Source organism: Pseudoalteromonas aurantia (genome assembly GCF_005886875.1).
Classification (GTDB): domain Bacteria; phylum Pseudomonadota; class Gammaproteobacteria; order Enterobacterales; family Alteromonadaceae; genus Pseudoalteromonas; species Pseudoalteromonas aurantia_A.
The window spans coordinates 21,064-41,815 of the sequence record NZ_PNBY01000011.1 but is presented as its reverse complement, the minus strand read 5'-3'; the positions used below and the strand labels follow the sequence as shown (position 1 = coordinate 41,815).

At 41.5% G+C, this 20,752-nt stretch carries 21 protein-coding genes and 2 tRNA genes; 10 read left to right on the top strand and 13 right to left on the bottom strand.

Features of this window, described 5'->3' with window-relative positions:
• Positions 1-12: 12 nt before the first annotated feature.
• Positions 13-213 carry a YheV family putative zinc ribbon protein gene (locus CWC18_RS02430; protein WP_119861550.1) on the bottom strand — a complete coding sequence of 67 codons (201 nt, stop codon included), beginning with the start codon at positions 211-213 and terminating at the stop codon, positions 13-15.
• 130 nt (positions 214-343) lie between these two features.
• Here CWC18_RS02430 and CWC18_RS02425 point away from each other — a divergent pair, with 130 nt between their 5' ends.
• From CWC18_RS02425 to CWC18_RS02405, 5 genes are all read left to right on the top strand, one after another.
• Positions 344-2,263, top strand: a complete 1,920-nt coding sequence (locus CWC18_RS02425) for an ATP-binding cassette domain-containing protein (RefSeq protein WP_138592293.1) — start codon at positions 344-346, stop codon at positions 2,261-2,263.
• Positions 2,260-2,724, top strand: a complete 465-nt coding sequence (locus CWC18_RS02420) for a TIGR02444 family protein (RefSeq protein ID WP_138592294.1) — start codon at positions 2,260-2,262, stop codon at positions 2,722-2,724. Before CWC18_RS02425 ends, CWC18_RS02420 begins: the two co-directional genes overlap by 4 nt.
• Before the next feature lie 448 nt (positions 2,725-3,172).
• Positions 3,173-4,156 carry a hydrolase gene (locus tag CWC18_RS02415; protein ID WP_138592295.1) on the top strand — a complete coding sequence of 328 codons (984 nt, stop codon included), beginning with the start codon at positions 3,173-3,175 and terminating at the stop codon, positions 4,154-4,156.
• Complete coding sequence (locus CWC18_RS02410) at positions 4,153-4,392, top strand: YheU family protein (RefSeq protein ID WP_138592296.1); 240 nt, start codon at positions 4,153-4,155, stop codon at positions 4,390-4,392. Before CWC18_RS02415 ends, CWC18_RS02410 begins: the two co-directional genes overlap by 4 nt.
• Before the next feature lie 68 nt (positions 4,393-4,460).
• On the top strand, positions 4,461-5,645 hold the full coding sequence (locus CWC18_RS02405) for a dipeptidase (protein ID WP_138592297.1): 1,185 nt from the start codon (positions 4,461-4,463) through the stop codon (positions 5,643-5,645).
• Between the two features lie 171 nt (positions 5,646-5,816).
• Here CWC18_RS02405 and CWC18_RS02400 read toward each other — a convergent pair.
• The 4 genes from CWC18_RS02400 to nudE form a co-directional block, all read right to left on the bottom strand.
• Positions 5,817-5,893 (bottom strand) — tRNA-Met (locus CWC18_RS02400).
• A 69-nt stretch (positions 5,894-5,962) separates the two neighbouring features.
• Positions 5,963-6,039: transfer RNA gene (locus CWC18_RS02395), tRNA-Met, on the bottom strand.
• Positions 6,040-6,224: 185 nt separating this feature from the next.
• Complete coding sequence (cysQ, locus tag CWC18_RS02390; RefSeq protein ID WP_138590124.1) at positions 6,225-7,025, bottom strand: 3'(2'),5'-bisphosphate nucleotidase CysQ; 801 nt, start codon at positions 7,023-7,025, stop codon at positions 6,225-6,227.
• 2 nt (positions 7,026-7,027) lie between these two features.
• Entirely contained in the window at positions 7,028-7,591 is a 564-nt protein-coding gene (gene nudE / locus CWC18_RS02385; protein WP_138590126.1) for an ADP compounds hydrolase NudE, read from the bottom strand.
• 60 nt (positions 7,592-7,651) lie between these two features.
• Here nudE and yrfG point away from each other — a divergent pair, with 60 nt between their 5' ends.
• On the top strand, positions 7,652-8,314 hold the full coding sequence (gene yrfG / locus CWC18_RS02380; protein ID WP_138590128.1) for a GMP/IMP nucleotidase: 663 nt from the start codon (positions 7,652-7,654) through the stop codon (positions 8,312-8,314).
• A 1-nt stretch (position 8,315) separates the two neighbouring features.
• On the opposite strand, the gene CWC18_RS02375 is transcribed toward yrfG, so the two are convergent.
• Positions 8,316-8,936, bottom strand: coding sequence for a dUTP diphosphatase (locus CWC18_RS02375; protein ID WP_138590130.1), 621 nt, complete (start codon positions 8,934-8,936; stop codon positions 8,316-8,318).
• Positions 8,937-9,041: 105 nt separating this feature from the next.
• Here CWC18_RS02375 and CWC18_RS02370 point away from each other — a divergent pair, with 105 nt between their 5' ends.
• Complete coding sequence (locus tag CWC18_RS02370) at positions 9,042-9,680, top strand: peroxiredoxin-like family protein (protein WP_138590132.1); 639 nt, start codon at positions 9,042-9,044, stop codon at positions 9,678-9,680.
• 29 nt (positions 9,681-9,709) lie between these two features.
• On the opposite strand, the gene CWC18_RS02365 is transcribed toward CWC18_RS02370, so the two are convergent.
• The 4 genes from CWC18_RS02365 to CWC18_RS02350 all read right to left on the bottom strand — a co-directional run bounded on the left by CWC18_RS02365 (position 9,710) and on the right by CWC18_RS02350 (position 16,683).
• Positions 9,710-12,058 (bottom strand): fatty acid cis/trans isomerase, encoded by a 2,349-nt coding sequence (locus CWC18_RS02365; RefSeq protein ID WP_138674629.1) that lies wholly within the window; start codon positions 12,056-12,058, stop codon positions 9,710-9,712.
• The gene (locus CWC18_RS02360; RefSeq protein ID WP_138590136.1) at positions 12,058-12,426 is read right to left on the bottom strand and encodes a hypothetical protein; all 369 of its coding nucleotides are present in this window, start codon (positions 12,424-12,426) and stop codon (positions 12,058-12,060) included. Before CWC18_RS02360 ends, CWC18_RS02365 begins: the two co-directional genes overlap by 1 nt.
• 95 nt (positions 12,427-12,521) lie before the next feature.
• Positions 12,522-13,190, bottom strand: coding sequence for an SDR family oxidoreductase (locus CWC18_RS02355; RefSeq protein ID WP_138590138.1), 669 nt, complete (start codon positions 13,188-13,190; stop codon positions 12,522-12,524).
• Positions 13,191-13,962: 772 nt separating this feature from the next.
• Positions 13,963-16,683 (bottom strand): putative bifunctional diguanylate cyclase/phosphodiesterase, encoded by a 2,721-nt coding sequence (locus CWC18_RS02350; protein ID WP_138590140.1) that lies wholly within the window; start codon positions 16,681-16,683, stop codon positions 13,963-13,965.
• A 168-nt stretch (positions 16,684-16,851) separates the two neighbouring features.
• Here CWC18_RS02350 and CWC18_RS02345 point away from each other — a divergent pair, with 168 nt between their 5' ends.
• Positions 16,852-17,718, top strand: a complete 867-nt coding sequence (locus CWC18_RS02345) for an extracellular solute-binding protein (RefSeq protein ID WP_249930072.1) — start codon at positions 16,852-16,854, stop codon at positions 17,716-17,718.
• Between the two features lie 4 nt (positions 17,719-17,722).
• On the opposite strand, the gene CWC18_RS02340 is transcribed toward CWC18_RS02345, so the two are convergent.
• Together CWC18_RS02340 and CWC18_RS02335 are read right to left on the bottom strand one after the other, a co-directional pair.
• The gene (locus tag CWC18_RS02340; protein ID WP_138674628.1) at positions 17,723-18,406 is read right to left on the bottom strand and encodes a hypothetical protein; all 684 of its coding nucleotides are present in this window, start codon (positions 18,404-18,406) and stop codon (positions 17,723-17,725) included.
• A 94-nt stretch (positions 18,407-18,500) separates the two neighbouring features.
• Entirely contained in the window at positions 18,501-18,794 is a 294-nt protein-coding gene (locus CWC18_RS02335) for a hypothetical protein (RefSeq protein ID WP_138590146.1), read from the bottom strand.
• A gap of 173 nt (positions 18,795-18,967) precedes the next feature.
• Between CWC18_RS02335 and CWC18_RS02330 the strand changes: the two genes are divergently transcribed.
• Both CWC18_RS02330 and CWC18_RS02325 read left to right on the top strand, forming a co-directional pair.
• Positions 18,968-19,333: an RNA-binding S4 domain-containing protein gene (locus CWC18_RS02330; RefSeq protein ID WP_138590148.1), complete on the top strand. Its 366-nt coding sequence runs from the start codon at positions 18,968-18,970 to the stop codon at positions 19,331-19,333.
• 134 nt (positions 19,334-19,467) lie between these two features.
• Positions 19,468-19,923 (top strand): PaaI family thioesterase, encoded by a 456-nt coding sequence (locus CWC18_RS02325; protein ID WP_138590150.1) that lies wholly within the window; start codon positions 19,468-19,470, stop codon positions 19,921-19,923.
• Here the strand turns inward: CWC18_RS02325 and CWC18_RS02320 are convergent.
• A complete protein-coding gene (locus tag CWC18_RS02320) occupies positions 19,898-20,470 on the bottom strand; it encodes a substrate-binding periplasmic protein (protein WP_138590152.1) in 573 nt (190 codons plus the stop codon). The genes CWC18_RS02325 and CWC18_RS02320 overlap by 26 nt on opposite strands.
• Positions 20,471-20,752: the final 282 nt, after the last annotated feature.

Here is a 20,752-nt window from a genome sequence, read left to right as displayed (position 1 = left end):
TTAGGCCAGAGTTTATTCTGGCTTAAATACTCCAATCACTTGTTCAAACTGCCGAGTAGAAGCTTGTACCGCTTCTTTTGGTTGTGTCATAACGTGCCCACACTCAACACACTCTACTTTTTCTACGTCATGCTCTTTAAAGAGCATCATCACATCCATCTTTTTACATTCTGGGCAAGATGCGCCGGCAATAAATCGTTTCTTTTGTCTCACTCTGCTCCCCTAATACTGGGTTATACTACAACCCAGCTATTTTATCCTAAAGCGACTAACCATGATACGCTTGAAAAGGGTAAAGCAGATCATGTTATGATAGCCACAATGCGTCTTTAGAATTGAAATTATGATCCAGCTGTCTGATATTGAATTACTTCGTGGTGGTAAAACACTGTTAAAAAATGCCAATGCGACTTTATTTCCCGAACATAAAGTCGGCTTAGTTGGCGCAAATGGGTGTGGTAAATCGTCTCTTTTCGCGCTACTAAAAGGTGAATTACAATTAGACTCTGGGGATTTTCAATTTCCTAAAGACTGGTCAATCGCCTCAGTCAAACAAGAAACCCCCGCATTAGAAATAAGCGCCCTTGAGTATGTATTACAAGGTCATACCGAGTATTACCAATGCCGTATGGCACTGAAAGAGGCTGAAGTCAATGGCGATGGTGCAGCGCAAGCCAAAGTACATCAAAAACTAGAGCTAATTGAAGGCTATAGTATTGAATCTAAAGCAGGCGAGCTGCTTCATGGTTTGGGGTTTAACAACGAGCAAATCGACAACCCTGTGAGTGCTTTTTCTGGTGGCTGGCGAATGCGTTTAAATTTGGCACAAGCACTTATTCGCGATGCTGATCTACTGCTTCTTGATGAGCCCACCAACCACTTAGACTTAGACGCAGTGTATTGGCTTGAGCGCTTTTTACGCGCTTACACTGGCACGCTGGTACTCATTTCGCACGACAGAGAGTTTTTGGACGCAGTGGTTGACCAAATCTGGCACATAGATCAAAACCTCATCAATGTATATAAAGGCCACTACTCTCAATTTGAGCGTCAAAAAGCAGAACGAATGGCACAGCACCAAGCTATGTTTGAAAAGCAGCAAGAACATATAGCCCATTTAGAACAATTCATTACTCGATTTAAGGCCAAAGCGAGCAAAGCTAAGCAAGCCCAAAGTCGCGTAAAAGCCTTAGAGCGCATGGAAAAACTGGCGCCCGCCCATGCGGACTCACCATTTAACTTTGAATTTGCACAGCCCAACGCACTGCCTAACCCCTTAATGACATTAGATAACGCCGTGGCAGGGTATGGCGATGTCACCATCTTACATAAAATCAAATTAAACCTTGTTCCGGGTAGTCGCATCGCTTTACTGGGTCGCAATGGCGCGGGTAAATCAACACTTATTAAGCTACTGGCCGGCGAATTAACGCCACAAGCGGGCGAAGTATTTCAGCATCAAGGGCTAAATGTCGGTTATTTCGCTCAACACCAGTTAGAATCGTTAGACTTACAAGCAAATGCCATCACACATTTACAGCGCTTAGATCCTAAAGCCAGTGAACAATCATTAAGAGATTTTTTAGGTGGATTTGCATTTATTGGCGATAAAGCCCTAGAGCCAGTAGCCCCTTTCTCTGGAGGTGAAAAAGCCCGTTTAGTACTCGCTATGCTCGTGTACCAAAAGCCTAACTTACTGCTACTTGACGAACCAACCAATCACCTAGATCTCGAAATGCGCCACGCACTCGTTATGGCACTCCAAGGGTTTGAAGGCGCGATGGTGACGGTGTCGCACGATCGCCATATGCTGAAAAATACTGCTGATGAATACTATTTAGTCGATAACGGTACTGTTACACAATTTGGCTACGATTTGGATGAATATTATCAGTGGTTACTCAATGCCAACAAAGAAGCGACTAAAAAGCCAGAAGCTGAGTCAAAGAGTCATTCGAGCAGTAACCGTAAAGAACAAAAACGCCTAGAAGCCGAATTCAGAAAATCTGTCCAACCGCTTAAAAAGCAAATAGAAAAATTAGAGAAGTCACTGGATAAATATACGGATGAACTATCTGCAATTGAACTACAGCTGGCTGACAACGACCTTTATCATGACGATAATAAAGCCAAATTGACGATACTGCTTAGCCAACAAGCCGACGTTACCCCAAAGCTTAATAAAATTGAAGAAGACTTACTGTTGTCATTAGAGGAGCTAGAAGAAAAAGAGCGCGCATTTGAAGAAGGCGTTGATGCATGAAGGTGCTTTCAGCGGCACATTTCTGGCTGTTTTCTTGTGAAGTCTATGCAATGAAAGATATGCAACCTCAGCTGTTGTCATTGCAAGACAAACACAATAAGAATGTCAATTTATGCTTGCTGTTACTGTATTTGGATACGCTTCAAATACAGCTTTCAGCTACTCAGTGTCATGTGCTGGAAAATATTTGTGGTGATATCGATGCGCAATTTTTAACGCAGCATCGTTTATTTCGCCGTACCTTGAAATCAACCTACCATCAGCACCCTCATTATCACGATATTCGGGCTCAATTACTCAATAGTGAGTTAGCACTTGAAAAGTTTCAACAATCACTATTAATTGACGCATTAAACAAGGCCGTTATGGCTGAGAATTTAACAGCAGATAACCTCAGCCTATATCTTGAAAGTCAGCACCTGAATGCACTTAAACAGTGCTATTTAGGCCCAAAAACATGATCGAGATCAAAGTGTCCGACTAAGCCCTACACCGCACCTAATAAACTTGATCTTGATCATCATTTGCTCAGCCTTACTCGACTAATATGAGTACATCAACTAATTAGGAGGCACGGCAATGAGCGTATTCTTCAGAGACTTTTTTACTGACCCAGTCTTATTTTTATCATTCGGGTTTTTAGCGATTGTTATCGGCCTGTGTCTTTTCTATGTGTATTATTTTATGAAAAAAATAAACGATGCTAAGGTGCCTGAACAATAGCAGTGTTATTCAGTGCATAAATAAACCGTCAATTCCCAACATTAAAGAATTAAGCACGACGCACAAAGCACCTTACTGACCTAGTTAGTCGGGTGCTTTTTATTAGCTGCGATTTCGCTTATATAATCCTCAACAGCCACAGTGTTTTTTGTTAAACTAATTGACCCGTTGATAGCAAGATGTTTTATGGACTACTCATTTAAAAGTGCATGGTGGATGCACAATAGACATGTGCAAACGATACTGCCGCGTTTCTTTAGACCTTTTTATAAAGTCCCGGTGTGCTTTGAAGAGCTGAATACGCCAGATGGCGACTTTCTTGAGCTAGCATGGGCACCACAGAAAAAAAACAAAGCACCTATTGCCATTATTTTGCATGGTTTAGAAGGTAATATTAATAGCTTTTATGCCAAAGGTATGTTGAATGCACTGAGTAATCATGGCTTTAATACCGTCCTAATGCATTTTCGAAACTGCTCACGCGCGCCCAATAAATTAGCCAGAGCTTATCACAGTGGCGAGACAAGTGACTTAGCTTACCTAGTACAAACATTAAAGCAACGCTATGTTGACAGCCCACTCTACGCCGTCGGTTTTTCCTTAGGCGGAAATGTGCTAGCAAAGTATTTAGGTGAACAGCAGCAAAATAGTGGTTTATCTGGCGCAGCGGTGATTTCAGCCCCTTACCACCTGTCATCTTCTTGCCAAGTGATCAGGCAAAGCTGCTATGGTCTATACCAAAAATACCTGCTTGATAGAATGAAAAAATCATTCTCTCGAAAGCTACCAACTATTCAAAGTGTATTACCAATAGATAAAAATACGCTGAACAACCTAAATGACCTGTGGCAGTTTGATAACCTAATTACCGCCCCTCTACATGGTTTTAAAGGCGCGGAAGATTATTATCAGAAGGCCAGTGCCCAATCTTATCTAAAAACGATTCAGACCCCGACTCTGTTGATCCACGCCAAAGATGATCCCATGCTTTCTACACAGGCAATTCCTGATCAAGATCAAGTTAGCGATTCTGTTAAACTGGCGGTATCTGAACAAGGTGGGCATGTTGGTTTCATTGGCGGAAAAAACCCATTAAAACCTCAGTTTTGGCTTGAACAAATCGTGCCACATTATTTCTCTTCTCTTAAAGTTACGGACAAATCTCAATGATCATTCCCCATCAGCAGCTCGACCCTAGTACGCTCTCAAACCTGCTAGAACATTATGTATTGCGTGAAGGTACTGACTATGGTGAACAAGAGTTCTCTACTGAGCAAAAAATGGAGCACGTTAAGGCCTTGCTTGTTTCAGGAGAGGCTTTAATTGTATTCTCTGAGTTGCATGAATCCGTCAATATAGTGACTAAAGCCCAATTTAATGCCATGCAAAGTGAAGATTACTCATAAGAAAGTTTTTACCGCTTTACTTTTCAGTTATAGTCTAGTCATGAAAACTAAACTATATAGGCAAAATCATGACCTTACGCTATTCTCTTTGCGCTTTGGCATTGGTAGTTTCAGGTGCACAAGCTAAAGATTATCAAGCATCTGAACTTGCTCACCGTCTTGCACAACAAAATATCCTCATCGATACACACATTGACGTACCGTATCGTTTAAAAATGCAATGGGATGATGTAACTAAAGCAACAGACGGTGGTGACTTTGATTACCCAAGAGCAGTACAAGGCGGCTTAAATGCGCCCTTTATGTCAATTTATATTCCTGCTAACCTAGAATTTGAGGGCAAAGGGAAAAGCTATTTACTGGCAAACCAATTAATTGATGGTATGGAAGCTTTAGCATTTCGCGCACCAGATAAGTTCGCAATTGCCTATTCAACAAAAGATATCCACAGCCACTTTAGACAAAAGAAAATGTCTATTGCGATGGGAATGGAAAATGGCTCACCGATTGAAGGAGAGCTAAGTAACCTTAAGCATTTCTTTAACCGTGGGGTACGTTATATTACCCTCGCACATTCGCAAAGTAACCATATATCAGATTCGTCGTACGATGTACGTAGAAAATGGAAAGGGCTGAGCCCATTTGGTAAAGAGCTCGTGGTTGAGATGAATAAGATTGGTATGTTAATTGATGTATCACACATTTCTGATGCTGCTTTTTACCAAACCATGGAAATATCTAAAGTACCAGTTATTGCTTCTCACTCTTCTTTACGCAAATATACACCCGGCTTTGAGCGAAATATGGATGATAAAATGCTAAAAGCTTTAAAGAAAAATGGCGGCGTTATCCAAATTAACTTTGGCTCTAGTTTTGTCACCGCCACGTCAAGAAACTGGTACGACGGACGCAATAAAGCTCGTCAAGAGGCGCAAGAAAAGGGTACTGTAAGCACCAACTTTGCAGAAGCCTACCGCGCGAAAAACCCATTCCCATTCGCTACGTTAGAACAAGTGCTAGATCACATTGATCATGTTGTTAAACTCATTGGCATTGATCATGTGGGCATTGGGTCTGATTATGATGGAGTCGGCGACTCTTTACCGGTTGGTTTGAAAGACGTATCTACCTATCCCAATCTAGTGCAAGGATTATTAGATAGAGGATATAGCCAAGGTCAAATTAAAAAGATCTTAGGGGGAAACACACTTCGTGTATGGCGGCAAGCTGAAGAGTACGCTCGTCAATTCTAGCGTTTTTATAAGGCAATGATGAGGTTATTGTTGCCTATACTCACTTCATTTTAAATAGTCATGCAGGTGGTTTTCTGTAAACTTAAACGTAATTTAGAAAAAATCAGGAAAGACATCGCTTTAAGAAAGCGATATTTAAGATAAGGAGTTTTAGATTTAAAATACAGGAATTGGTTGCGGGAGCCGGATTTGAACCGACGACCTTCGGGTTATGAGCCCGACGAGCTACCAGGCTGCTCCATCCCGCGCCTGTATTGCAGAACTTGTTTTAAGTTGCTCTACATAACAACTTTGGCTACCAAACTTATAAAAAGAATTGGTTGCGGGAGCCGGATTTGAACCGACGACCTTCGGGTTATGAGCCCGACGAGCTACCAGGCTGCTCCATCCCGCGCCTGTAGTTTAAGCTATAAAATCTTAAACTTAACTCTCAAAAAACCAGTTTAAATAACTTGTCTTTCGAAGAGGTCGCTATAGTATAGGATTCTATTTTAAATGCAAGTATTTAAGTACTTAATTTACACTAAACACGCTTATTTATAAGGTTACTGCGCAACTTTGGTCTCTATTGACCATTTTTTACTCTTTAGTGCGTGTGTGTGGTGTGATGATTGTGCGCCACGGCCAATCGGCATGACCCATCACTATGAAATCAGGGTTTTCAATACTATCTCGTTGATTGTAAGTTAGCGGGTTAAATTCAGCATCAGTAATACACCCACCCGCTTCTTCAACAATCACTTGTGACGCGCCGGTATCCCATTCCCCCGTAGGGCCGACTCGCAAAAAACAATCTGCTTTACCTTCAGCAATAATACAGGCTTTCAGTGAACAAGAGCCCATAGGTACCGTGTCAAATTGATTCTCTACAAATTGGCTTACCACGGCTAGGTTTTGTCTGCGGCTCACCGCCAGTGTCAAATTACTGGGTTGTGACACGTATATCTGTTGCTCACTGCCATCGGCTCGCTTAAACGCACCAGCATCTTTTAAAGCATAATAGGTTGTATTTTTCACTGGCCAATAAATCACCCCTAACACAGGTTCATTATTCTCAATTAAGGCAATATTCACCGCAAAATCGCCACTTTCTAGAATAAACTCCCCTGTCCCATCTAGAGGATCTAACAACCAGTACCGCTGCCAATGTTGGCGCTCTGATAATGCAGGAATAGGAGTTTCTTCCGACATAATGGGAATATCAGGGGTCAAATGCTTTAATCCAGCCATAAGGACATCATTCGCAGCAATGTCCGCTAATGTGACCGGCGTGTGGTCTGACTTTTCGCGGGCACCGATGTCATCATTTTTATAGATAGCCATAATGGCTGCGCCAGCTTGTTCCGCTAATTTTATACAAGGCTCTAATAATGTATGCAAAATCACGCCTCCGAGGCTAAAAACTGCTGAAGTAGTAATAAGGCAGCAACACTGCGTGCTTCAGTAAAGTCAGGCTGTGTTAATAACGACTGCCATTCACCTATCGGCCATTTGACCACCACCAGCTTTTCAGGCTCATCACCTTCTAACGACTCTGGGTACAAATTTTGCGCCACTAATATATGCATCTTTGCGTTAAAATAACTCGGAGCTAACGACAACGTTTTCAGATCAGAAAACTGCTTTGCCCCCATACCCACTTCTTCTTTTAACTCTCGGTTACCCGCCTCAACCGGTACTTCACCAGGGTCAATAAGCCCTTTCGGGAACCCTAATTGATAGTTGTGCGTGCCCGCACAATACTCTCTAACTAATAAGAGCTCATTGTCAGCGGTGATTGGGATCACCATCACAGCACCGCGCCCACCGCCGCGTACACGTTCATAAGTACGGTTTTCTCCATTAGAAAATTGTAAATCAAGAGACTCAATGGTGAATAGTTTACTTTTGGCCACAACTTCACAAGTTATGATCTCGGGCGGTGACGGGTGCTTTTTCTGTGACATAGGCATTTTTTTGCTAAGATAACGGTAACTTAATCATAAAGCCTTTAACGAAAAATGCCTATGCTAAATTGGTCAAATATCGATACCGTTTTACTTGATATGGATGGAACGCTACTTGATTTACACTTCGACAGCCACTTTTGGTTAACCGTTATCCCACGTGAGCATGCCAAAAAACAAAATATCACGCTGGCTGAAGCAACCGCTGACATAATGAAGCGTTATGAAGCCGTGGGCGGGCAAATTCAATGGTATTGCTTAGATTATTGGCAAGCACAGCTCGATTTACCAATAATGGCACTCAAACGCGAAATACAACATTTAATTACCATACGTGAAGACACACCCGCTTTTTTAAACGCGTTAAAATCGGCAGGGAAAGCACTTATTCTATTAACGAACGCACACCCGGATAGCCTATCCTTAAAGATTGAGCGCACCCAATTCGATCAGTATTTAGACAAAATAATATCAACGCATGAATATGGTGTGAGTAAGGAAAGCCAAAGCTTATGGCAACAAGTACAAGCAGACCTACAATTTGATAAAACCCGTACTTTGTTTGTTGATGATAGTTTAGCTGTGCTCGATGCAGCAAAGCAATATGGTATTGCCCACTTATTAGCGGTGGCAAATCCGGATAGTCAGCAGCCAGCAAATAACATTACTGGCTACCATGCAATCACAGATTACCGTACTCTATTACCATTAACTGATCACTAAATTAGCTTGGGTAGCGTGCGACTAGTCCAGCATAGACGTTCTTCGCAAAGTCTGGGTGCTCTGTATCGAGACTTTTGACCACTTCAACTAAATGTTCATTATCTTCTTGGCCGTTCCACACTTTGATGTATGTGCCGTCTTTGTAGCCATGATCTTGACGGAAAAAATTGAGCGTATTTTTACCCACATAACCCCGGTATAAATCGTCAATACTCATATCAATTTGCTGCATACAACCCGCAAATGCTTGCGCATTGAATGTTTTTTCAGCGACAGCAGAAGCAGCGAGTTGCTCTAATGTTTGCTTAAAATCAGCACCACACTGAGGTTGCTGTAATTGTGTATCAAGCTGCTCTGCAAGCGCTTGGTATGAGGTTTTTCCATCAATGCGCAGTGATAATCCAAAATGGAAAATATCGACAAGCTCTAGAATCACTTGTTCTGTATCAGGCGTTTGTTTTTTCCACCACTTCCAGCCGTAATGGTCCAGCATTTCGGCACATTCAACCCAGATAGCACGATACCAATCAAACCCTTGATTAAACCATTGCTCATGAACTTTAGTGTTCATGGCATTTTGCATTTCTAGCATTACAACCAGTTTAGTGACATTGGCAGACATTGTGCTCTCTCTATGATCATTTCAAAGGCAATATGATACCCCACTGAAAGAAATTCGCCACTTGTCCGTTCTAATACTGTTCACTAATTTAAGAATGAGAGTTCTATGCGTTTTTTTACTGTAATATCTATGATAGTCATGGCCCTAGTGAATATTCACTCAGCAAATGCCGCTCAAATCACCAACATTGCTTCATCTCCTGAACTAGTAAGCCCCCTATTACCTGGACTAAGCGCGCCAAAGCTTACCCTTATGAACCAAAGTAATAAAGCGGTAAATTTAGAGCACCTTTATGCAAATAAAGCCACCGTTGTGGTGGTCTATCGCGGAGGCTGGTGCCCATATTGCTCTCGCCAACTTGCTGGCATAAAAAAAATTGAAAGCCAAATTGCACAATATGGTGCGCAAATTATTGCAGTGGCACCAGACAGCCCTGCAGAGCTGGCAAAAAGCAAAATAGGCTCCCCCAACTACCAGTTACTATCAGATGACAAACTGGCATTTACGCAAGCATTGGGATTGGCCTACTTTTTAGATGATAAAACAGCCAAAGCATATCGCGATCGTATGGGAGTCAACTTTGTTGATTTAGACGGTCAGAGCAAAGTCGCATTACCTGTGCCAGCAGTATTTGTGATTGATAAAAAAGGGCTGGTGCAATTCCAATATGCTAATCCAAATTACAAAGTGCGCTTAGATGAGTCAGTTTTACTAGCAGCAGTGAAAGCAGCCAGCGCGCTATAAGCTATATTTAAAACCGCTAGTACATTGAACTAGCGGTTTTCTAAACGATTGTAGTCAAATACACCATGCTCAATTCCACGATATTCTTTTGCCACTTTATGCAAAAGATCGCTGTATTGCCAGAATTGAGGGTGTGTACGACGAATCGCAAAGTCCGCTTTTAAATCGGCATACTGCGCTTCATTTAATATTTGCTGAATCCGTGACACAAATTGCTCAGCATGCGCTTCATTAGGTAAATACCAAATAGCCTCAGGGTAATCCCCTATAAATCCAGGTACTAACGTTGCTGTATCTTCATGGTAGGCACGTTGCCCCGTTTCATTTAATAAGCTCGAAATATTGTAATGCGCATTATGATGGATAAGCGTGTACGCGCTATGCCCATTTCCCTCTTTATTTTGCTGTAAGATAAATGACACCTGTGGTAGTAAATTAACGGCTTGACTAGGTATATTGTTAAGGACGTTAAACAGCTCAGGCACAGCTTGGTAGTCGTATTCTTTACTCAATATCGGGGCTAAGTATTGCTCCATCTTTGTCATTAACTCGTCTTTGGGCGTGTCAGTAACATATTCAATATCTGTCTGTGCTCCCCATAAAGCGTTGCGATTAATGAACTCACTTAAACTAATATGCGAACGACGATACCAGTGCTGCTTTACGTGTTTCCGAGCTTGTTTAGGCAGCAAATTAATAAAGTTTTGCTCTCCTTCTAAGCGTAAAAAGTCCATGTACAGACGAGTATTTAATTGATGCCCAATATTGCCATAGACATCAAACCCAGCCACCAGCAAGTAATGAATACGTTCAAATAGTGCATAATCTAACACCCACATGGTCTTAGGCTGCTGCCCAATAAATCCTTTAACCACAGTGGCACTATCAAAATGACGAAATACCGTTAAAGCCGCATTTTTATTGTGCCCCTCTCCTTGCCATAATAAGTCCAACGTTAACTTATTACGCTGCGCCAACAGTTTATTTGCTAATGCTGTTTTTGCTTTCAAGTAATCATGTTGATGCGCCGCATATTTAGTCCAACTCGATATAGGCAGTACATTACTTTGATCTGATGCAGGCAATGCCAGTGAATCATCGTGAGTCAGTAATAGCTCACTCACCTGCGCTGAGCTATTTTTATCTGGGTCAACAAACGCGACCCAAAAATGGTCATTGATCACATTTAAAGCAACCTGACCACGACACACAGGGCCTTTGATGTAGCCTTTGATGATCAACTCTGCTTCATCCAGCATAAATTGGTATTTAGATTTAACAGGGATCTGTGCAAAAGCTTTGAACGGGTTTGAAGCGATCTTGGGCTGATAACTGGGTAAGGAGTCGACCTGATAGTCCGCAGCGATAAACTGCTCGTACAAACGCCGCATTTTATGACCATTTAGCGCCAGCGGCATGTGTGTTTTAGCTAAAATGGTACTGCGTTCATGCATCAATCGATAATAGACTCGCGATGTATTAGGCTCATCATACGGACGCCGCGTCGCTATTAATTCAATGTCTTGCCCAGGTGGTGTTTTTGAGCGCACCAGCTTAAAAAAGTTAACGGGACGCTGTGTATTTTCACTCGGAAAATAAATATTGGCCAAATACCAATGTTCATAAATATAGCGTGCCGACAATTGATACTTGAATGGGCTTTGATTAAGAAATGCTTCCCATTGGCTCACTTGCTTTTTTTCAAAATCGCTTGCAGGTCCAATGTGCGCCATTTTCGCACCACTGCGCAGCCAAGTCGCTAGTGTGTTAAATTCGCTCGGGGATATTGCAGGTAACCCATAGGGCATACCGCCATGCGGTTGCCGTTGAGCCAGTGTCGCAAATTCATCCATATTGGCACAACTTTGCGTTCGATCTAGCGAGAAATCATACTCACTGCCGAGTACCCCTTGTTGTTGCATAGGGTTGCGTATTTTGAGTAGCAAACTATTGTAAAGCACACTGCCCATTAAGTTCGCTTGTTCTGTTTGCACCCGTTCATTTAAAACAGGTGTAAAACCTTTATCACGCCACGTCTGCGTGTCTTTTGCATCATACAATAAGCGGCTAGGTGTTTGTGCCAATAACCGAGTACCATCATAAACCCGCTCTTTACTAACCCCTCTATCAATCCCTTCGGGAGACGTTAATTTGAGCTGACAGGGTGCATCGTAACAACCATGGCATACAACACAACGCGTATCTAGAACAGGCTTTACCGACGTTAAATACTGCGCCCCCAAACCTTGCTTATTACTGCTTATCCTAGCCTGCGGCTGTGCTTTACCAAATAAATCATCATATTTGCTAAAACCAATTGCCGCACACCCTGATAAAATTACGACTGCGAGTAATAATGTCCAAAGGCGCTGTCGCATTACTCTTCCCCGACTTCTTCACCTAAATCAAACGTTGGCATCATTTCCATTGGTGGCGAGATGAACATTTGCTCAGCGTCATTACTCAAAACCGCACTTAACACAGGGCCATGATTTAATAGTAGCTGCGCTTGATGGCTACTTTCTAGCAGCCCAGAAAAAGCCGACGTTAACACCTCTAATTGATACTGCTCCAACGTAATGCTGACGCTCTGCTCAGTACTCGGATTTTGACATAAATTCGCCAGTAACGTCTCGTCTAACACAACATTTAAAACGACATCTGGTGATTCAATATCGCGAGATTCAATCTCATCATTGAGCAAAAATAAAGGTAAAGACAGTGGGGTATCTTGTGATAATTCCATAATTTTCCGATAATATGAGCACAAACAATTGCACTCATATTAGCATAAATAACCTCAACCTTGCGTGATTTACGTTTTCAGTCACATTTACAACACTACCAAGGCAACACGTCGGAGTTTGAATGCCAAAATCCGCCTGTATTCTCTAGGTTCAACTCTTCAATACGCATGATCAACCTCTGCGCAGCGACCTCAGCAGAAATATCCCCGGCAAAGTTCACCATCGCCGTTTGTACAAAACCCGGGTGTAACAAACCAACAGCGATACCTTTCGGTTTAAGCTCATGCGCTAAACTCACACTGGCTGCATTTAACGCTGCTTTTGACATGCGATACCCAATATAAGCCCCTGAACTATTATCACTAATAGAACCCATACGACTGGTGATCATAGCCACTTTAGCCCCTGTTTTTAAATGTGCTTGAAGGGCATAGGTCACTTTAATCGGCGCAACTGCATTTATTTGCAATTGCCGCTCAATCGCAGCAAAATCCATATTGGCTAACGTTTCATTACTGAATACGCCCGCATTGTTGATTAAAATATCGATTGGCGTATCCGCTTGTTGAGACACCAAGCGTGCAACATCTTCATCACAGCTGACATCAATACCTGTTATAACTCGGATATTGTTAATACTGTCTAATTCTGAAGATGACTGACGAACGACGGCTGTCACGATAAAACCAGCATTAGCGTACTGCTTGCAAAACTCCAAACCAATGCCTCTGTTAGCACCCGTGATCAGAACATGTTTGCTCATATTACTTCCTTTTTAGATTAATTAAGCCAATATAAAAATACTTAAACGCCTCTCATCAGCACTTAAATTTTTGAACTATACACCTATAAATTCAAGCCAAAACGTAACGCTATTTATTCATATACCTGCTATGTTTTAGTAAGTTTTTTTAAATAAATACACTTTTAAATGAAATGCATTTTGGTACTGCCCCTGAGCTCTGCAAAGCCTTATATCATCAATGCAAGTGAGCTTTATCATATCAATTTGGCCAACAACAAGTTGTCGCCATAATGCGTGAAATTTATCGCCCTTGAAACATTGCGCCCCATGTTATCTTTATGCCCAGTCACCGAGGATTAAAACATGTAGCCATGAGAATGCTAGATGCTGAAGGTGAACGAGTCGATATTGTAATGGGGAAGTATAAAATATCATCAAGGTCCCTACGCCAATCGCAAGCTCCCGATTGGCGGAATCCGCCTTACAGAAAAAGCCTGCACAATAAACCGTGATGTATCTATTATATTAATCCATGGGAGCTTAATCTCTGAATATTATTATCAGCGCAAGCGCTTAAATTTTACTGCTGTAAAAATGATGTATCCGCATTTCAAGCGTTAGTAAAATCAAGAGCACACACATTGTTGGCAACAAATATTTTCCCCACTGGTGCATTGTGCGCTTCTGGATTAAAAAGAGTCTATGTCCGCCCATTAAAAGCAGACAAGTAAAACACAAAATACCGTGCCTTAATGGTTTTATTATCATTAAATAAAGCGTTAAAAGCAGGTTAAGTCACTAACTCTAGATAAGGTGCGCTATTAACCTGCATAACTAAGGAAACAGCACGTCCCCGAACCAACGGCTTGCTCATTAGATAACCTTGGCTTTGCTGGCAATGTAATTTACTCAGTACCGCTAACTGCTCAGGTGTTTCTATCCCTTCGGCTGTAACAACTAAATCAAAGCTTTTTGCAATTGCACAGATGGCTTCAATGAGCTGTCGAGCACTGCCCATATTCTCTATGCCTTCAATAAATGCTCTGTCTATTTTTAAACCGGTTACAGGTAATGCATTCAAGCGCGCCAAGCTACTAAAGCCCGTCCCAAAGTCATCAATGTAAATACCAAACCCAAGCTCATGAAGTTGCTCTAACGGCTCGACTAAACTATCTTCTGTCATCATCATGGCCGATTCAGTCAGCTCGATTTTAAACTGTCCAGGCTCAACTTGATTGTGAGAAAACAGCTCAATAAGCCAAGGTACAAATGAGCCGCTTTGTATTTGTAAGGGTGAAACATTGACACTCATAAATAAGTCATGCTCACCACATTCATGCATAAAAGAAACCGCATTTTTAAATACCCATTGGCCGAGCATATTTATTTTGGCGCATTCTTCTGCAATGGGAATAAATTCAGCAGGACTCACAAAACCAAGCTCAGTGCTATGCCAACGCAATAACGCTTCAAATCCGCGTAATCGTCGTCCTTCGCAACAATATATAGGTTGAAATTGCAGACTTAATTCACCATCGCAATCAATATCATGCAAGGCACGTTCTATTCGTAGTTTTCTTGATGCTTCACAGGCAATGGCTGAGCTATAAATATAGTAGCAATTTTTTCCTCTTTTCTTCGCTTCATACATAGCTATATCAGCATCATGTAATAATTTTTCTGCCTCATAATTTACACATGGTACGGTGAATCGTCTCACCCCCACACTGCCACTGATACTGTGACTTTGTTGTTGATATACAAAAGGCTTACGCACTTCAACGAGAATATCTTCTAGTATACCTTCTAACGGCATCGGCAATTTATCGAGTTCTATCAGTACAGCAAACTCATCCCCGCCTAAGCGCGCAATGTCGGAGAAGCTACCGAGTAATGTCCGCATCCGTGTCGCAAACTCAACGAGCAATCTGTCCCCAGCCAAATGCCCCAAAGTATCATTGATTAATTTAAAGCGATCTAAATCAATATATAAAAGGACATATTGCTTTACAGAGGCACTGCGACATGCTTCAACCAAACCTAAAAAAGTTTGCCTATTGAATAAGTCCGTTAAACTGTCGTGCTGTGCCTTATATTTAAGTTGCTCATTAAACAACTTGAGCTGGGTAATATCTGTTACCCTCCCTTCATATAGTGTGCCACTAGGTCCATGCAGCCAGCTTCCAGTTTGCCTAAGCCAAATACTGTCAGCACTTTCTACTTGCGCCAACCACTCCAATTCATCATGTCGTGATTTATGGTCAATGATCTTTTGCCATTGTTTGGCAAACTCATCATCGACGATATACTGACTCAAATATGCACCTAATTGCTGGTTTTCATTGCCCAGAAGTAAACGACGAAATGCAGGGTTGGCATCAACTAATTGTCCATGCGTATCTAAAACAAACAGTCCTTCACTGCTATTTAAAAACAAGCTCTTATACTTTCTTTCCGCACTAATTTGCTGCTGTAGTGCCGCTAAACGTTTGTCTGATTCAATACTTAAACGGTCATTTGCTTGTGCCAAGCTCGTTGTGCGCTCAATCACAATTTTATTAATCACGTTGTTGCGCGATACTAAATAACGAAGCTGCATCCAGACTAACCAAGCACACAAACATGCAACGGTAATAAACCCCGCAATCATTAGCTGTCGGTTCTCTAATAAGCTAGGGGATAACTGCTTGTGACTATAGAGTTGAAGAGTCAGCTTTTGACCATAAAAGTCGATCGTTTGATTTGCACCAACACTCCTGTGAGCAAGATCATAATTATTTTGCCAATCAGAATTAAAGAGTTCTTGTTGCTCCGTATACACTCTTACATGCTGCTGGCTGGTTTGATAAATGTGACCGAATAAGCCTTCCAGTAAAATGGGCAGCTCAAAGCTTAAGCCCAGCACGGATGACGCTCCTTGATGATCAGGTCTTTGTAGTAACAGCGTCCATTTATCCTGATCAGACCAATTCACCGCCATCAAGCTTTGATGCTCATATAACATATCAATTTGCGCATCGCTAAACGCCAAGCTATCTCCCATTGTATGCCCATAGTCAGCTAAGGGCGCCACATTCATGAGAGTAAGATAATGCGTGCTTATTTGCCCTTGTAGACGCACCGTGTAATCGAAAAAACCAAGTTGACGCTGTAATAGTTCAATACTTTGTACTTGTTCAGGTTTGATGATCCGATACATTTCTAAACGTAATTCGACATCTCCTCCAGGTAATTGGGATTGCGCGACTTGGTTAAATAAGTCCATTTTAAAGCCATCATCTAGATAGGCATCAATGGAATAAAGTAAATGACCTACATAAGCGAGTTTAGTATCAAGCTGATGATGATACTGAGATAGTTGCTGCTGTAACGTTTGTCGTTCTTGCTGTTGATAATAATTATTCAGCAAAAAGCCGACATAAAGCATAGCTGAGACAAAAAGCAAAAAGCAAAAAGCACCAAATTGCACTGGAGAGCGTAAAACTGAAATAATCGGCGTAACTATAGACATATGTAATTGACGTTGTATTCTATACACACCTGATAATAGTTCTTATTTACAATGAAGAAAAGCAAACTTTTACTTTATTCCCTTATATTGATACAAAGTACACCAATATTTGCCCAGTCAGCACATTTAAATGTCTATTCATTTCGTAAATATGAACTGATAGAGCCTGTGATCAAAAAATTTGAAGCACAGCACAACATAAAAGTGAACGTCGTTAATGGTAAATCCAAACATCTGCTTTCACGGTTAAAGCAAGATGGTGATAGCTCTTTGGCTGATGTCGTACTAAGCTCTGACCTCATTCAACTCCATGATCACAAGAGTCTATTACAGCCCATACCCGAATTGTCACAGTGGGAGCATATCCCAAATGAGTTAAAAGATGATGAAGGTATGTGGGTAAGTATTTCAATGCGCACTCGTGCTCTATTTAGTCGAAAAGGTGCAAAACTCACCCCACCAATACACTATGGCTCTCTAACTCAAGAACAATATAAGGGTACTTTTTGTGTCCGAGAGTGGCAACATAGTTATAATAAAATGCTCGCTGCTTCTTTGTTTGCAACCAATGCGAAATCTGATATTGCTTGGCTACCGACTGCAAATACCTTGCTGGCAAAACGACCAACCGGTGGAGATAGAGATCAACTGCGCGCACTTGCTCGGGGCCAATGTCAGTTTGCACTGGCTAATCATTATTATTGGACCATGATGAAGCAATCAAATAATAAACGTGATCGTGATCTTGCCAATAAACTTAATATTCATTATATGCTCACAGCAAATGGCAGTACGCCCATTTCCACAACAACCGCTGCGATTGCAAAACATGCTCCTAATAAAAAACATGCGCAAATGTTTATTGCATTTTTACTGACCCCAGAAACACAAAGTGTCTATGCGAACTCATTAGCAGAATACCCAGTGATCACTCAAGTAGATAATACGACGATACCGTTTAAACCCAATATTACCGCGGTTAAACAAAGCTTACCACTGTTAGAACTCGCTACAAAAAGCTTACCAAAGTCTTAACAAGCTACTCAGCGAAAATGATTTGAAGGTTACAATTAAACAGGGCAAGGGGATATGAGTTATGCCCTAAGACTTGATAAGTTGTTGCCTTTTTAGGCCCTTGTAACGTGATCACCTGATGCTGCTGTGCTTCATAAACCTGCTGAAACTCACCATGTGTGCCTGCATAAATCAGCGTCAAATAGGGCGCATGATACTGCCACTTTCCTTCAATATAAGGGGAAATATCTCGGCTAAATGCGCGCCATCGACCACTTGCTAATAAAGTTAGGCGACTATCTGCGTAGTCACAATCAGCCGAATATAATAAATTAGGGAAAGCCGTTTGCTTATTCTGGATTGGAAAATATAACCCTAAGTTTCCTTTAGAATAAAAGTGTTTATGGCGATTAAAGACGTTTACATCTAACCTCTCAAACCCCAACGACTTTACCACAACGGTTAACTTCTCTACAAATTCCGTAGTGAGATCGCTTGGGAAATATACCAATGTCGGGTGACGATATTCTGTGCCTCCTAAATGCGAGTTCGGCAGATAAGTGAACCCCTCACGGTCGAGCTTCTTAGTCAATTCAACCCATTGAGCTTTATCGAGTCCACTATAGAAAACATGCATTTTAGGAGCGTGACAACCGATGCAAAAAAGTAGCCACATAACGAGCCCCATTTTTCCTAATAACACTTTCATATTTAACCTGTTTTGTGACACTATAAATTACAAATGTAATCCATGATATCAAAAACAGTAACAAAGTCACTAAGTTCAAGTGAGTGCGCGTGATTTAACCGTCGAGATCATGCTGCTTAGCCCATTGCTGGACTGATTTTTTTGGGTACAGCACATCCTTAAATAAACGATGTCGAGTATAATTAAGTGTGACTTTCTTCGTTGGTGCCCCAGACACAATTTGGCTGTGATATTCATTGAAATGTGAGATTAAATTAAAGCTTTGTACACTTTTATTTTTAACGCGAGCAAAGTGTAATTTTAAATAATTACGCACATCATCTGCGGTCATCAGATCTGTCGCATCTAAATTCATCAACTCTTTCTTTAACGTTGAACGAATACCCATAATGATTTAACCCTCATAACATAACGCAATACGCTCTGGCACCTAATCCAGTTGTATAGCAAGATACACAACAATTACGGCATTTAAGTTAAAGACCACAAAAACAGATAAAAAGTTTCGTGACCCACCGTATCCAGCGGTATACTGTCGCAAATTGAATAGGAGCTGTGTAAATGTCTAATGAACCGATTGACTATATTGAAGTAGAGCTAGAAGAAGAGCCGATTGAGCTATGTAATTTACTCAAAGTGCTTGATCTTGTTGAGACTGGTGGACAAGCAAAAATGCTCATTGGCGAAGGCTACATTGCCGTCAACGATGCAATTTGTACCGTTAAGCGTAAAAAAATGTACTCTGGCGATAATTTACACTTCGATGGCGATGATTACCTACTCACGCTCTCGCCCGACGCTATACCAGTTCAAAGAACTGAATCTACTCCTGAGCCTACTGAACCAGAAAAAAAGAAAAAACGTAATCGGAATCGAAAAAACAGAAAAGATGCAGATACAGGAAGAAAACCGATCTCGTTTGGCTAAACAAGACACGCGACCATCATTTTAATGAGCTCCTATTCGATACTTTGTTGAGCAATAGTGTTTACCTTTCCACTATTGCCCATTTGCCGCGGACAATGATATAAAGTCCACTCAGCTTATACAAAGGAAGTAATATGTCTATTTGGTTCCGCCCTGTGACATTAGAGTTTTGCAATGAGTTAGATAAAGGCTTACATGGCCAAGGCTCTCTAATGAAAACCCTCAATATTCAAATCAAGGAAATCGGAGACGACTACCTGGTTGCAACGATGCCCGCGACACCGCATCACCACAACCCTATTGGTTTGGTGCATGGTGGTGCGAATGTTGCTCTTGCTGAGACAGTGGCAAGCTATGCGGCCAACTTTGTTATCGATTTCGAACGATTTTATTGTGTCGGCCAAGAGATCAATGCCAACCACCTCAAAGCTTCCCGAAATGGTATGTTGACCGCAACAGCGCGTGCATTACACATCGGCAAACGCTCCTCTGTCTGGGAAGTAAAAGTCGTCAATGCTCAAAATCAATTGTGTTGTATATCAAGGATGACCGCAGCGGTGGTTGCTAGAAGTGGCCAAAATGCGTCGTAATTAGCCGTTCATGGAGACCATTGCTTTTTATTTTAGCCAAACCTAAATTGAATTGCTGAATAATCTCCTGACCTTGAGGATGTGTTTTTAATGTTCCTATATGTAAAGGCCAAAAAATTAAAGCGGGCTTTAATACGGCCAATGTTTTTAGGTTAGGGTATGTTTTAAAGTGATATTTGGCAGCCCATAGATCCGCAACTGCAACATCAGCTCTTCGTTTTTCCACCAGCTCTAGGCATGCTTGTAAACTCGATAAGGGGATCAATTCTAACCCTTCAATTGAACTTAAAAAATCATAATAACCATATCCACGAATGACACTCATGCTTAAAAAGCGCAAACTTCTGGCACCTGAAAAACTCAATGTGTTATCACCATAATGAACCACCACCATTTCATTAGTAAAATATGGTTCAATAAATAACAAAGTGTTTGAACGTTGCTCAGTCGACCACAATGCGGGTACCACATCAACCGCGCCTTGCTCTAACAAACGCATCATTCGACTAACAGGGGCAACCTGCTTTTCAAAGTGGATATCTTGCACCGCAAAGCGGCTGTCACCACATCTTTAACCAGCCCAGAGCCATCTTCAAGTATATAAGGTGGCCATTGATTATGCCCGCCAACCACAGTCTTTATTGGCTGAGCAGTACTCTCCTGAAGCCCAAAAATAAACCAAGCTATGTAGAGTAAATACCTCACCTCCCTCTTCATCATTATTGATTATATCTCGTAATTTTAGTCTATAAATCTCAATTCACGGACAGTATTCATATTCACCGGTGTACGTAACGTGACTGACTAGATGAGCATTTGTTACTATATC

What these genes read in the sequence shown, in the direction of transcription:
- CWC18_RS02325 (WP_138590150.1), top strand. Translation starts at nt 19,468, where the DNA reads ATGTCTATTTGGTTCCGCCCTGTGACATTAGAGTTTTGCAATGAGTTA.
- CWC18_RS02420 (WP_138592294.1), top strand. Translation starts at nt 2,260, where the DNA reads ATGAAGGTGCTTTCAGCGGCACATTTCTGGCTGTTTTCTTGTGAAGTC.
- CWC18_RS02355 (WP_138590138.1), bottom strand. Translation starts at nt 13,190, where the DNA reads ATGAGCAAACATGTTCTGATCACGGGTGCTAACAGAGGCATTGGTTTG.
- CWC18_RS02340 (WP_138674628.1), bottom strand. Translation starts at nt 18,406, where the DNA reads ATGAAAGTGTTATTAGGAAAAATGGGGCTCGTTATGTGGCTACTTTTT.
- nudE (WP_138590126.1), bottom strand. Translation starts at nt 7,591, where the DNA reads ATGTCACAGAAAAAGCACCCGTCACCGCCCGAGATCATAACTTGTGAA.
- CWC18_RS02365 (WP_138674629.1), bottom strand. Translation starts at nt 12,058, where the DNA reads ATGCGACAGCGCCTTTGGACATTATTACTCGCAGTCGTAATTTTATCA.
- CWC18_RS02350 (WP_138590140.1), bottom strand. Translation starts at nt 16,683, where the DNA reads ATGTCTATAGTTACGCCGATTATTTCAGTTTTACGCTCTCCAGTGCAA.
- CWC18_RS02370 (WP_138590132.1), top strand. Translation starts at nt 9,042, where the DNA reads ATGCGTTTTTTTACTGTAATATCTATGATAGTCATGGCCCTAGTGAAT.
- CWC18_RS02425 (WP_138592293.1), top strand. Translation starts at nt 344, where the DNA reads ATGATCCAGCTGTCTGATATTGAATTACTTCGTGGTGGTAAAACACTG.
- CWC18_RS02415 (WP_138592295.1), top strand. Translation starts at nt 3,173, where the DNA reads ATGGACTACTCATTTAAAAGTGCATGGTGGATGCACAATAGACATGTG.
- CWC18_RS02405 (WP_138592297.1), top strand. Translation starts at nt 4,461, where the DNA reads ATGACCTTACGCTATTCTCTTTGCGCTTTGGCATTGGTAGTTTCAGGT.
- CWC18_RS02330 (WP_138590148.1), top strand. Translation starts at nt 18,968, where the DNA reads ATGTCTAATGAACCGATTGACTATATTGAAGTAGAGCTAGAAGAAGAG.
- CWC18_RS02335 (WP_138590146.1), bottom strand. Translation starts at nt 18,794, where the DNA reads ATGGGTATTCGTTCAACGTTAAAGAAAGAGTTGATGAATTTAGATGCG.
- CWC18_RS02375 (WP_138590130.1), bottom strand. Translation starts at nt 8,936, where the DNA reads ATGTCTGCCAATGTCACTAAACTGGTTGTAATGCTAGAAATGCAAAAT.
- CWC18_RS02360 (WP_138590136.1), bottom strand. Translation starts at nt 12,426, where the DNA reads ATGGAATTATCACAAGATACCCCACTGTCTTTACCTTTATTTTTGCTC.
- CWC18_RS02410 (WP_138592296.1), top strand. Translation starts at nt 4,153, where the DNA reads ATGATCATTCCCCATCAGCAGCTCGACCCTAGTACGCTCTCAAACCTG.
- yrfG (WP_138590128.1), top strand. Translation starts at nt 7,652, where the DNA reads ATGCTAAATTGGTCAAATATCGATACCGTTTTACTTGATATGGATGGA.